Consider the following 12,552-nt stretch of genomic DNA (forward strand, 5'->3'; position numbering starts at 1 on the left):
TCCTTGACCGCCCATATCGTCCGGATCGGCCTGCGTTCGGCCGCCAGCCTGCTGGCGGTCTCGGCGCTGGCCTTTCTTGTCGTGGCGTTCATGCCGTCCGACCCGGTGATGATCGCAATCAGGGCGTGGAACCTGCCGGTCGACGAAACCACCATCAGCGCACTGCGCACCGAATGGGGCCTCGACCGGCCATTTCCGGCGCGCTACCTGTCGTGGCTGGCCGATTTCGTGACAGGCGACTGGGGGCGATCCTTCCGCACCGGGGAGCCGGTGCTTGACGAATTCTCGTCTCGCCTGCCCCTGTCGCTGGGCATCGGCCTCGGCGGGCTCACACTCGCAGCCTTCGCCGCCATTCCGCTCGGTTTTGCCGCCGCACTCAAGCCTGATGGCGTAGCGGACAGGCTGAGCCGGCTGCTTGCCATCACCGTGCAGGCTGTGCCCGCCTTCTGGCTCGGGCTGGTGCTTATCTGGGTGCTCGGCGTCCAGCTGCGGCTGATCAGCCCGTTCTCTGCCGGCATTGATGTGATGGCACTTGCCGGCGGACTGGTAGCGCTGCACTCCACCGGCATGCTTGCCCGCGTCTACCGTCGCGATCTCATCGAACAGACCATGCAGCCCTATTACCGAACGGCACTCGCCAAGGGGCTGACGCGCCGCCAGGCTCTGTGGCGCCATGGTCACAGCAGTGCGCTCTATGCGCTGCTTTCGGCCATGCGCTCCGAGGCCGGCTGGGCGATCGGCACGACGGCGGCACTGGAAGTGCTGTTCGGGCTGCCGGGCGTGAGCCAGTTTCTCGTCCAGAGCATCAGCGCGCGAGACCACTCCGTGCTGCTTGCCTACATCATGGTCGTTGCCGGCTGGATGCTGGCCATGAATGCGGGCGTGGAACTGGCCATGCGACGGCTCGACCCGCGGGCGGCCCGATGAAGGCCAGGTTCCTCCTGTGCGCCGCGATGGGGCTTTTCATCGTCGCAGGCGGCTTCTGGCAGCCGCACGATCCCGACGCCGTCGACATGACCTTGCGCCATGCATTGCCTTCGTTCGAACACCCGCTCGGCACAGACCATCTCGGACGCGATCTCGCTTCACGCATGATGATCGCCGGCTGGCGAACGGCTTCAGTCGTGCTCGCGGTCGGGGCGATCGGTTTTGTCGGCGGGTCGCTGGCCGGTACGGCGGCTGCGATACTGGGCGGCTGGCGCGAGCAGATCACCCTGCGCGCGGCCGAACTCTTCATCGTTGTGCCAACGCTGATCTGGGCGCTGACCGCCGCGGCGATCTTCGGCCTGTCGCCCGTGACGGCCGGCATTGCGCTCGGCCTCGCCGGTGTCGGCCCCTACGCGCTGTTGTCCAACTCGCTGACGCACCGCGTCCTCGGCCAGCCCTTCGTACACGCCGCCCGCGGCCTGGGCGTATCGTCGCCGCGCCTGATGGCGCGCCATGTGTTGCCAAACACGCTGCCGCTGATCTTCGTTTATGTAGGCAGCCAGGCGGGGCAGGCAGTGGTTGCCTACGCCTCGCTCGCCTTCATAGGCCTCGGCTCCGACCCGTCCAAACCGGACTGGGGGTCGATGCTGTTCGAATACCGCATGTTCGTATTCGATCACCCCATGCTCATGATCTGGCCGGGGCTGGCGATCGTTGCCATGACGGCGCTTCTGAACTGGGTGTTCGAGCATCGGCCCGGCAGTTGAGCTCAGCCGCAAGGCAAGTCCGCATCTAGATGCAGGCTTCGAACAGTGCCTTCACGTTGTCGCCGGTCAGTTCGACCGGATTGCCGCCGCAGCTCGGGTCTTGAAGCGCCATCGCCGTTAGTTCGTCGATGCGGTCGGTTCCGACGCCAAGTTCGCCCAAGCGGCGGGGAATGCCGAAACTGTCGTTGAACGACTGCACGAACTCGCGGAAGCCATCGAAGCCGCCATCGATGCCGAGATAGGCGGCGGCGTGGCCGAAGCGCTCGGCAATCGCCGGCGCATTCAGGTCAAGCACCGCAGGCATGCAGACCGCATTGGTCGTGCCGTGGTGCGTGCCATACACCGCGCCGATAGGGTGCGAAAGCGCGTGGATTGCGCCGAGCCCTTTCTGGAAAGCGGTGGCGCCCATGGCCGCGGCGCTCATCATCTGCGCGCGTGCCTCGAGGTCAGTGCCGTCCGCATAAGCGCGCGGCAGATACTCTTTCACCAGGCGCATGCCTTCCAGCGCGATGCCCTGGCTCATCGGATGATAATGCGGGCTGGAATAGGCCTCCACACAGTGCGCAAAGGCATCGAGCCCGGTGCCGGCGGTGAGGAATTTCGGCATGCCGACCGTGAGTTCGGGATCGCAGATCACGACTGCCGGCAGCATCTTCGGATGGAAGATGATCTTCTTGGTGTGTGTCTCGGAATTGGTGATCACCGAGGCGCGGCCGACCTCAGAGCCAGTACCCGCCGTGGTGGGCACCGCCACAATCGGTGCAATCGCATTTGCATCGGCGCGGGTCCACCAGTCGCCGATATCCTCGAAATCCCACAGCGGACGGGTCTGGCCGGCCATGAAGGCGATCACCTTCGCGAGATCGAGCCCGGAGCCGCCGCCGAAGGCGATGACGCCGTCATAACCGCCGTCGCGATAGGCGCGCACGCCCTCTTCCGCGTTCCGGTCAGTCGGGTTCGGATCGACTTCGTGGAAAAATCCGCGTCCCAGTCCGGCCGCTTCAATGAGGTCGAGCGTGCTCTTCGTGATGTCCATACCGGCAAGGCCGCGGTCGGTGACCAGAAGCGGCCTGGAGATGCCGGCCGCCTTGCAGGCCTCGGCGATTTCGGAAATTCGGCCCGCGCCGAAGCGGATTGCGGTGGGGTAAGACCAGTTGCCTCGCAGAGACATTCTATTGTGCTTTCTTGAGATGATATGATTTGGGGCGTGTCAGGTTCTGGTAGCCGATGACGGACAGACCGCCGCCGCGGCCGGTATCCTTGCAGCCGGTCCAGCACAGTGCGGGATCGAGATAGTCAGCCCTGTTCATGAACACGGTGCCGGTTTCGATACGGTCGCCAATGCGTGCTGCGCGCTCGACATCGCGGGTCCACAGCGATGCGGTGAGGCCGTAGTCGCAGTCGTTCATCAGCGAAACCGCTTCGTCGTCGTCCCTGACCTTCATGATGCCGACGACCGGACCGAAGCTCTCCTCGCGCATGACGCGCATGGAGTGATCGACATCGGTGAGGATTTGCGGCGTGAGATAAGCCGCGCCATCATCCTCGGCAAAAGTCTCGATATGCGCCCTGGCGCCGGCTTCCAGAGCCTCGGCGATCTGCGCCCTCACCTCGCGCGCGAAGCGCACATTGGCCATCGGGCCGATTGTCGTAGCTTCGTCCAGCGGGTTGCCCAGCTTGTAGGCTTTGGTGATCGCGACCGCCTTTTCAACGAACGCGTCGAAGTGCCGTTCGGCAACATAGATGCGCTCGATGCCGCAGCAGCACTGGCCGGAATTGTACATCGCCGCGTCGACCAGCGTGGCAGCCGCCGCGTCCAGGTCGGCATCGTCCATCACATAGCCCGGGTCCTTGCCGCCAAGCTCGGTGGCAACGGCGGTGAAGGTGCCGGCCGCGGCTCGCTCCATCGCCTTGCCGCCGCCGACGGAGCCGGTGAAGTTGACGAAATCGAAGGCGCGTGAGGCAATAAGGCCGGAGGTCGTATCGTGGTCGAGGAAGACGTTCATGAAGACGTCTTCCGGCACGCCGACGGAATGGAAAGCGCGGGCCATGCGCTCGCCGACCAGCAGCGTCTGCGTTGCGTGTTTCAACACCACGACATTGCCGGCAATCAGCGCCGGCGCGATGGTGTTGATGGCCGTCATATAGGGGTAGTTCCAGGGCGCCACGACGAACACCACGCCATGCGGCACGCGCCTGATGTAGCGGCGGAACTGCGCGTCGTCGGCAACCTTGATATCGGCAAGCGCTTCTTCGGCAATCGACGCCATATAGGAGGCGCGCTCGGTGAAGCCGCCGAACTCGCCGCCATAACGCACGGGCCGGCCCATCATGTGCGCAAGCTCGGGCACGATCTCGTCATTCATCGCGCCGACGGCTGCAACGCCGGCCAGCACCAGATCGATGCGCTCGCGCATCGGGCGCGCGGCCCAGGCGGCCTGTGCTGCGCGCACGCGGGCAATGGCGTCGGCAGCCTCGTCTTTCCCCATCACGGGGCGTTCGGCAAACACCGATCCGTCGATCGGCGAAATACATTTCAGGGTCTCAGTCATGATGTTTCCGGTTCAGGCCTTCTCGAAGCCGCGTGCAATTTCATAGTCGGTGACGACACGGTCGAAGTCTTCAAGCTCGACCTCCGCCGCGCGCACATAGTGGTCGATGACGCCGCTGCCGAAGGCTTCGCGCAACATTTTCGAGCGCTTCAGCGTAGCGGCGGCGTCACGCAGGGTTCTGGGTATCTGCTTCGCCTTCGCCGCCTCATAGGCATCGCCCTTGAGCGGCGGCTGCAGCTCCAGCTTCTCTTCTATGCCGGCGATGCCCGCAGCCAGAAGTGCGGCCATCGCCAGATAAGGATTGAGGTCGGAGCCGCCGATGCGGCATTCGGCGCGCACCGCCTTGGTGCCTTCGCCGCACAGACGGAAACCCGCCGTGCGGTTATCGATCGACCAGACGATACCTGTCGGCGCAAAGGTGCCTTTCTGGAAGCGCTTGTAGCTGTTCACATAAGGCGCCAGGAAGCAGGTCACGTCAGGCGCATATTTGATCATGCCGGCGAGATACTGGCACATCAGTTCCGACATGCCGTAGTCGCCCTTCGGATCGTAGAAGGCCGACTTGCCGCCTTTCCAGAGCGACTGGTGGATATGCGAGGACGAGCCTACGCGGTTGTGATGCCATTTCGGCAGGAAGGTCGCCGAATGACCGTTCTGCCATGCGATCTCCTTGACCGCGTGTTTGGCAATCGTGTGGTGGTCCGCCGTTGCTAATGGTCCGTCATAGCGGATGTTGAGCTCCTCTTGCCCAGCCTCCGCCTCGCCTTTCGAATTTTCCACCGGAATGCCCGCCGCCCGCAGATGGTTGCGGATCGGACGCATGACGTGCTCTTCCTTGGTGGTCTGGAAGATATGGTAGTCCTCATTGTAGCCGCTGATCGGTTTCAGATCGCGGTAGCCCTCGCGGCGCAGTTCGTCATAACCCTTCTCGAACAGGAAGAATTCGAGCTCGGTGGCCATCGCCGCCTCGAAGCCCATGGCCTTCAGCCGCGCGATCTGCACCTTCAGTATCTGGCGCGGCGAATGCGGCACCGGCTCATGCGTGTGGTGGTCGAGCACGTCGCACAGCACCATCACAGTGCCTTCGAGCCACGGCACCGGGCGCAATGTCTCAAGGTCGGGCTTCAGCACATAATCGCCATAGCCCTGCCGCCAGCTCGTCGCGGCATAGCCGTCCGGCGTTGCCATTTCGAGGTCGGTCGCCAGGAGATAGTTGCAGCAATGCGTTTCTTCCCAGGCGCTTTCCACGAAATGCTCGGCCACGAAACGCTTGCCCATCAGGCGGCCCTGCATGTCGACCATACAGGCGAGAACCGTATCGACGCTGCCATCGGCGACGCGTTTCTTCAGCTCGTCGAAACCAAGCATTGCAGTCATTAAGCTGGCCTTTCTGCCACTTGCGGTTCAGCCGGGCGCCAGAAGCGCCCGGCCAGGTTCTTGAATCCGACGTTAGCTGTAGCGGTAGGGCCGCCCTGCCTTCTGCATGTCGGAATTGTACTTGCGGAAGATCTCGACGATCTTGGCCTTGGTTTCGGACTCGGCCGCAATCTCGTCCCAGAACTTGATCGCAGCATTCTCCACCTGCGCCCATTCGGCATCCGGGATCGACGTGAGCTGCATTTTGGTGCCGTTGACGCGAAGATCTGCCTCGCCGCCCCAGTACCACCACTGGCGGTAGTAGTGGCTCTGCTCCATGCAGACCATCAACAGCGCCTGCAGGTCTTCCGGCAGTTCGTTCCAGCGCTCCATATTGGAGAAGAAATGGCCGATCCAGGCACCGGAGATGTTGTTGGTGAGGAAGTAGTTGGTCACGTCAGCCCAGCCCACCGTGTAGTCCTCGGTGATGCCGGACCAGGCGATGCCGTCGAGCTCGCCGGTCTGGACGGCGACCTCGATGTCTTCCCAGGGCAGCGTTACCGGCACGACGCCGAACTGCGCCAGGAAGCGGCCTGCGGTCGGGAATGTGAAGACACGCTTGCCCTGAAGATCGGCCAGCGAGTTGATCGGGTCCTTGGTGGCGAAGTGGCACGGATCCCACGAACCGGCGGAGATGTGCTTGACGCCCACCTTCGCATATTCCTCTTCCCAGATTTCCTTCAGGCCGTACTGGTTGAACAGCACCGGCACGTCGAGCGAATAGCGCGAGCCGAAGGGGAAGTAGCCGCCGAACACCGTCACCTCGGTCGGCGAGGCCATGGAATCGTCGTCGGACTGCACCGCGTCGATCGTACCGCGCTGCATGGCCTGGAAGAGCTCGCCGGTCGGCACCAGCTGGTCGGCAAAGAACAGCTCGATCTGCATGCGGTCGCCGGCGATCTTGTTGAAGGTGTTGATGGCCGGAACCACCACATGTTCGGCAAGTGCGGCGCCGGCATAGGTCTGCATGCGCCATTTGATCGTGGACTGCGCGATTGCCGGCGCAGCGAGGGCGGTGGCGGGCGCTGCGAGTGCTGCACCCTTGATGAATGTGCGTCTTGTGGTCATCGATGTTCTCCTCTTTGCTTGAGCGTGTTGCGCTTCTTGTCGTCGCTTATTTTCCGTAGACATATTCAGGCAGCCAAAGGGCTATCTGCGGAAAGGCCATGATGATCGTCAGCGCCAATATCATGACGGCGACGAACGGAATGATGGAACGGTAGATATCGCTGAGCGCGATCTCGGGCGGAGACATCGCCCGCATCAGGAACAGGTTGTAGCCGAAGGGCGGCGTCATATACGCGATCTGAGTGGTGATGGTGTAGAGCACGCCGTACCAGATGAGATCGAATTCCAGGGCGCCGACCAGCGGGATGTAGAGCGGCGCAACGATGACCAGCATGGCCGTGTCGTCGAGAAACGTCCCCATCAGGATAAAGCTCAGCTGCATCAGGATGAGGATCATCCAGGGCGAAAGGCCGAGCCGTTCGGTGAACAGGCTCTCGATCGCTTTCACCGCGCCCAGCCCGTCGAACACCGCGCCAAAGGCGAGTGCGGCAAGGATGATCCACATGAACATGCAGGTGATGCCAAGCGTGTTCTTCACCGAGGTCTCGAAAACCTGCCAGGTCATGCGACCCTTGAGCACGGCGGCCATAAAGGCTGTGATCGCGCCGATGGCCGAGCTTTCCACCAGCGATGTCCAGCCGTTCACGAACGGGATCATCATGGCGAAGAAGATGGCGAGCGGCAGCAGACCGGCGAGCAGCAGGCGGTATTTCTCACGCGGCGGCAAGTTGCGCTCTTCCTTCGACAGTACCGGCCCGAGCTCGGGATTAATGCGGCAGCGAATGGCGATGTAGAGCACGAACATGCCGGCCATCATCAGGCCCGGAATGATGCCCGCGAGCCAGAGCTGGCCGACCGGCTGGCGCGCGATCATGGCGTAGAGCACAAGCACCACCGAAGGCGGCACCAAGATGCCGAGCGACGACCCTGCCTGAATGACGCCGGTCACCATGCGCTTGTCGTAACCGCGACGCAGCAGCTCGGGCAGCGCGATGGTGGCGCCAATCGCCATGCCGGCGACAGAGAGGCCGTTCATCGCCGAGATCAGCACCATCAGGCCGATCGTACCGATGGCCAAGCCGCCGCGCAGGCCGCCCATCCAGACATGGAACATGCGGTAGAGATCGTCGGCGATGCGGCTTTCCGAAAGCACATAGCCCATGAACACGAACATCGGCACTGTGAGCAGCGGGTACCAGCGCATCAACTTGATCGACTGCGAAAACGCGATGTCGAATCCGCCGCGGTCGCCCCAAAGCGCCAGTGCGGCGATGACCGCGACAAAACCAATCGCACCAAAAACCCGCTGGCCGCTGAACAACAGCAGCATCATGGACGCGAACATCAGCAGCGCGATCATCTCGTAGGACATGATCAGGCCTCCTCGCCGCGCAGATGCATGATGTCCTTGGCGAGTTCGGACAAAGCCTGCATCAGCATTAGAAGCAGGCCAAGGCACATGATCGCCTTGATCGGCCAGAGGTAGGGTCGCCAGATCGTGCGGCTGCGCTCAAGCGTGCCGATGTCCTCGGAACCCGTGATCAGGCCGGCAAAGAACGAAAGCGGCTCGGAACCGAAATAACCGAGCGAATAGGCCGTCGAGCTGATGCCGCCCCACAGCATGACCACGAGGTAACCCATCAGGCACAGCACGGTGACGGCATCGACCGCAGATTTCCGCTTCAGCGACCAGTTCTCGTAAAAGAGGTCCATGCGCACATGCGAGCCGGTTTGCACTGCGTAGGGGCCACCGAGAAAGAAGTAGGCGATCATAGCGAACTGCGCCACTTCCAGCGTCCACAGTGACGGCCGGTCGCCGAACTTGCTGAGTGTCGACCAAAGCAGCACCGCCATCATGACGAAGATGCCGTACATGACGATGCGGCCCACACGCAGATTGATGGCGTCGACCACGGCGACATAGCTGCGCAGGAACCTCACTTGGCGGTCTCCCCGAGCTGCGGCTGGCGAGGCGTCGCCAATGCGGCCTCGAGCCAGCGCGCGAGATAAGCAGCCATCGCCAGGCACTGCTCCGGCGTGGCGATGAGATCGTTGCGGATTTCGATCATCACGTTGTTTATGCCGCGCGGCAGTGCATGCCGCTTCAGTGTGTGGGTGACGCCGTCGCCGGGACCATACGGCTCGTTACGGCGGATGTCGTAGCCCTCAGCCATCTCCAGCATTGCATCGGCGAAGCGGCTGTCGGCGTCGTGGAGCACGCCGATTTCGACGTCGCGTTGCACGCCGTTGTAGACCGGCGTGAAGCTGTGAAGGGTCACGATCACCGCATCGTCGCCGCGTTCGTTCAGCACCTCTTCAATGCGCTGCTCGAAAGGCCGGTAATAGATGTCTGTTCGCAGCCGGCGGTCGGCTTCGGTAAGATCGGCGTTTCCCGGGACGGTGTAGATTTCGCTTTTCGCCGGCATTGCCCCGCTCGCCTCGGGCGGGCGGTTGCAGTCATATACGAGGCGCGAAACGGTGCTGTAGACGAGTGCCGCGCCTAGCCGGCCGGACAAGGCCAGCGCCGTCTCCATCGCGCCCGGGTCCCAGGCAATGTGGCTGGTCAGCGCATCGGCCTCCAGCCCGAGATCGTGGAACTCCGGCGGGATACGGGAACTGGCGTGCTCACAGATCAGCACAATGGTATGGGCCCCGCCCGGATTGGCGGTCCTGACCACATCGTCTTCGGCAAAAGCTCCGGCCGGTAGCTGCACGCACGATCTCCCTGGATGGGCCAATGTTCGTCGTGTCGCGCGGCCGAGTCAATTCATTTCGTACAAATATTTTCAATCGTCATGTTTCTGTGAATTTTTTGACAGAAGTGCGCGGAACGCTATACGCTGCGCGTCGATGCACAGGGAGTGGACGCAAGTGAGCGCGAAGACGGTTGCGGAAAAGCTGCGCGCGGGCACCGACGATCTGACCCGGTCCGAACGGCAGCTCAGCAGCGTCATCCTGCAAAATTATCCTGTTTCCGGCATGGGCACGATCACCGCGCTTGCCGAGGCCGCCAACGTGTCTACTCCAACAGTCGCGCGGCTTGTGCAGAAGCTCGGCTTTTCCGGCTTTCCAGACTTTCAGCGAGCGTTGCGCGCGGAGCTGGACGAAAAGATCTCCAGCCCGCTCACCAAACGCGCCACCTGGGTGGACGACGCGCCCGATGCTCACATCCTCAACCGCTTCACCAAAGCCGTGATCGAAAATATCGGGCAGTCCATGTCGACGATCGACCCGGCGGATTTCGACACTGCCTGTACGCTTCTGAGCGAGCCCAAGCGGCGGGTCTTCGTGGTCGGCGGACGTATTACGCGTACCCTTGCAGACTACTTTTTCCTGCACATGCAGGTCATCCGCGACGATGTGGTTCATATCGCGTCAAACTCGAACGCATGGCCGCACTACATCCTGAACCTGAAACCGGATGATGTGGTCGTCATCTTCGATATCCGCCGCTACGAAAACAGCACGCTGCGGCTGGCCGAACTCGCCAGCGAGCGCGGCGCGAGCATCATCCTGTTCTCAGACCAGTGGGTTTCGCCGATCGCCCAGCATGCCGAAGTCTGCTTCAAGAGCCACATCGCGGCACCGTCGGCCTGGGATTCCAACATCGCGGTGATGCTGATCGCCGAAATCGTGATTGCCGAGGTACAGGAGCGCAACTGGAAAGAAACCCGTCAGCGCATGGAGGCGCTTGAGGAAATGTTCGACCGGACGCGTTTCTTCCGCAAGTTCTGACCGGTGCCGCTCTATGTGGCGTCCCAGCCTTGCCTGATATGGCGGTAGCCATCGCGATAGACCGCCTCCGGGCTTTCGGAGAAGTCGCGCCATACCTTGGTGGCGGCTGCAAGGTCCGGCAAGCCGCGCCCGAAGGCCTCGATGGTAAGCCAGTCGTCGTAGCCGCTTGCCTTGATGGCCGCGAAAGTCTCGGCCCACGGTATGTTGCCCCTGCCCGGCACACCTCGATCGTTTTCCGAAATGTGCACATGAACGATGTTGCGCAGGTTGCGGGTGAACGCGCCGACCGGGTCGGTTTCCTCGATATTGGCGTGGAAGGTGTCGTACATCGCCTTGATGTTGGGATGCCCGACATCTTCGACCAGCTGCGACAGATCATCCATCGTGTTGACCAGATAACACTCGAAGCGGTTCAGCGCTTCGAGGCCAAGCGTTGTTTTCCTGTCGGCAGCGTAGGGGCCCACCGCCTTTAACGCGTCCACGGCGCGCGACCATTCCGCATCGCTGGGGCCCTCGCCGCTGAAATGGCCGAGCGTGGAATGCAGCGGTCCGCTCACCTTGTCCGCGCCGAGCGCCGCGGTGCAGTCGATGACCCACTTCAGACGGTCGATGCCGGCCGCGCGCTCGTCCGCATGGGGCGAAATCAGGTTCATCGCCGGGTCGCCCATTGCCGCCACCGCGGTGCGCTCCAGGCCCAGATCGTCAAGCATGCCGCCGAGCTCGGCAAAATATGCCGGCTCGCCTTCGAAGACCGGCACCTCCACGCCATCGAAGCCGGTCGCCTTGATGTCGCGCAGCAGGGGAACATGGTCACGCGTCAGATGCGTGGTCCACAAGAACATGCACATCCCGATTTTCATGACCTGGCCGCTCCGCCGTACAGCTATTCGATCAAAGTGCGAGCTTCGTCCATTTCGCATTCGCCTTTGCCGACTTCACGCAGGCGTCCACAAAGGCAACTCCCTCGACGCCGTCGGCGGCGGTCGGGAAGATGACGTTCTTGTCGAGTTTGCCGGATTTCGGGCGGGCGGCGCGGATGGCGCGTGCTGCCTCGGCATAGATGTTGGCGAACCCCTCAAGATATCCCTCGGGGTGTCCGGGAGGTACACGCGAGACGCGGGCCGCCGCGTCTCCAGCGCCAGCGCCACCACGCGTTATCAGCCGCTTTTCCTCGCCGAACGGCGTGTACCAGAGATGGTTGGGGTGCTCCTGCTCCCACTCCAGTCCGCCCTTTTCGCCATAGATGCGGAGCTTGAGCGCGTTTTCATTGCCGGGCGCGACCTGGCTGGCCCAGATCATTCCCTTGGCGGCGGGGGCCGCACCCTTTTTCTTGAAGCGCAGCATGATGTGCGCGTTATCGTCGACCCGGCGGCCCTTCACGAAGGCGTCGAGGTCGGCCGACAGCGCATCGAGTTCCAGCCCGGAAACGAAGCGCGCCAGATTGTAGGCATGGGTGCCGATATCGCCGGTGGCGCCGCCGGCACCGGACTGCTTGGGGTCGGTGCGCCAGGAGGCCTGTTTCTGCCCGGTCTTTTCGAGATCGTTGGTCAGCCAGTCCTGCGGGTATTCCGCATGCACGAGACGGATGTTGCCGAGCTTGCCGGACTGCACCATTTCGCGCGCCTGCCGGACCATCGGATAGCCGGTATAGTTGTGGGTGAGCACAAAGAGCTTGCCGCTCTTTTTCACCAGGGCCGCAAGCTTCTTTGCGTCGGCCAGTGTCGAAGTCAGCGGCTTGTCGCAGATGACGTGAATGCCGGCTTCCAGAAATGCCTTGGCAGCGGGCCAGTGTACGTGGTTCGGGGTGACGATGGCGACCGCCTCGATACCGTCCACGCGTTTCGCCTCGGCCTTCGCCATCGCCGCGAAGCTCGGATAGGACCGGTCCGCCTCGATGCCGAGCTCGGCTGCGCTCGCCGCCGCGCGCTTGGGATCGGACGACAGCGCGCCGGCCACAAGCTGAAACTCGCCGTCGATCCGCGAGGCGATGCGATGTACCGCGCCGATGAAAGCGCCCTGCCCTCCGCCGACCATGCCAATGCGGATCGGGCCGCTGCCCTCCTGCGATCTGGATGCGCTGACCATCT

12 protein-coding genes are annotated in these 12,552 nt (G+C 62.8%); 3 read left to right on the forward strand and 9 right to left on the reverse strand.

All coding sequences use genetic code 11. The features are described 5' to 3' along the window. Positions 1-3 precede the first annotated feature (3 nt). Together EP165_RS02975 and EP165_RS02980 are read left to right on the forward strand one after the other, a co-directional pair. Entirely contained in the window at positions 4-927 is a 924-nt protein-coding gene (locus tag EP165_RS02975) for an ABC transporter permease (protein WP_245439976.1), read from the forward strand. Further along, positions 924-1,694 carry an ABC transporter permease gene (locus EP165_RS02980; protein ID WP_127520059.1) on the forward strand — a complete coding sequence of 257 codons (771 nt, stop codon included), beginning with the start codon at positions 924-926 and terminating at the stop codon, positions 1,692-1,694. Before EP165_RS02975 ends, EP165_RS02980 begins: the two co-directional genes overlap by 4 nt. Positions 1,695-1,719: 25 nt before the next feature. Here the strand turns inward: EP165_RS02980 and EP165_RS02985 are convergent, their stop codons facing one another. From EP165_RS02985 to EP165_RS03015, 7 genes are all read right to left on the reverse strand, one after another. Beyond that, the gene (locus EP165_RS02985) at positions 1,720-2,865 is read right to left on the reverse strand and encodes an iron-containing alcohol dehydrogenase (protein ID WP_127520060.1); all 1,146 of its coding nucleotides are present in this window, start codon (positions 2,863-2,865) and stop codon (positions 1,720-1,722) included. A 1-nt stretch (position 2,866) separates the two neighbouring features. Continuing rightward, positions 2,867-4,246, reverse strand: a complete 1,380-nt coding sequence (locus tag EP165_RS02990; RefSeq protein WP_127520061.1) for an aldehyde dehydrogenase family protein — start codon at positions 4,244-4,246, stop codon at positions 2,867-2,869. 12 nt (positions 4,247-4,258) lie between these two features. Continuing rightward, positions 4,259-5,623 carry a glutamine synthetase family protein gene (locus tag EP165_RS02995; RefSeq protein WP_206075856.1) on the reverse strand — a complete coding sequence of 455 codons (1,365 nt, stop codon included), beginning with the start codon at positions 5,621-5,623 and terminating at the stop codon, positions 4,259-4,261. Positions 5,624-5,695: 72 nt separating this feature from the next. Continuing rightward, entirely contained in the window at positions 5,696-6,730 is a 1,035-nt protein-coding gene (locus EP165_RS03000; protein WP_127520062.1) for a TRAP transporter substrate-binding protein, read from the reverse strand. A gap of 46 nt (positions 6,731-6,776) precedes the next feature. Further along, complete coding sequence (locus tag EP165_RS03005) at positions 6,777-8,102, reverse strand: TRAP transporter large permease (protein ID WP_127520063.1); 1,326 nt, start codon at positions 8,100-8,102, stop codon at positions 6,777-6,779. A 2-nt stretch (positions 8,103-8,104) separates the two neighbouring features. Next, positions 8,105-8,671, reverse strand: a complete 567-nt coding sequence (locus EP165_RS03010; RefSeq protein WP_245439981.1) for a TRAP transporter small permease subunit — start codon at positions 8,669-8,671, stop codon at positions 8,105-8,107. Next, complete coding sequence (locus tag EP165_RS03015; RefSeq protein WP_206075857.1) at positions 8,668-9,444, reverse strand: N-formylglutamate amidohydrolase; 777 nt, start codon at positions 9,442-9,444, stop codon at positions 8,668-8,670. The genes EP165_RS03010 and EP165_RS03015 overlap by 4 nt, the downstream gene beginning before the upstream one ends. Before the next feature lie 157 nt (positions 9,445-9,601). On the opposite strand from EP165_RS03015, the gene EP165_RS03020 reads away from it, so the two are divergent. Then, a complete protein-coding gene (locus EP165_RS03020) occupies positions 9,602-10,465 on the forward strand; it encodes a MurR/RpiR family transcriptional regulator (RefSeq protein ID WP_245439983.1) in 864 nt (287 codons plus the stop codon). An 11-nt stretch (positions 10,466-10,476) separates the two neighbouring features. Here the strand turns inward: EP165_RS03020 and EP165_RS03025 are convergent, their stop codons facing one another. Both EP165_RS03025 and EP165_RS03030 read right to left on the reverse strand, forming a co-directional pair. After that, the gene (locus EP165_RS03025; protein WP_127520065.1) at positions 10,477-11,325 is read right to left on the reverse strand and encodes a sugar phosphate isomerase/epimerase family protein; all 849 of its coding nucleotides are present in this window, start codon (positions 11,323-11,325) and stop codon (positions 10,477-10,479) included. A 31-nt stretch (positions 11,326-11,356) separates the two neighbouring features. After that, positions 11,357-12,550 carry a Gfo/Idh/MocA family protein gene (locus tag EP165_RS03030; protein ID WP_127520066.1) on the reverse strand — a complete coding sequence of 398 codons (1,194 nt, stop codon included), beginning with the start codon at positions 12,548-12,550 and terminating at the stop codon, positions 11,357-11,359. Between the last annotated feature and the right edge of the window lie 2 nt (positions 12,551-12,552).

The sequence above is a fragment of the Mesorhizobium sp. Z1-4 genome (genome assembly GCF_004000235.1).
Taxonomy (GTDB): Bacteria; Pseudomonadota; Alphaproteobacteria; order Rhizobiales; family Rhizobiaceae; genus RCIO01.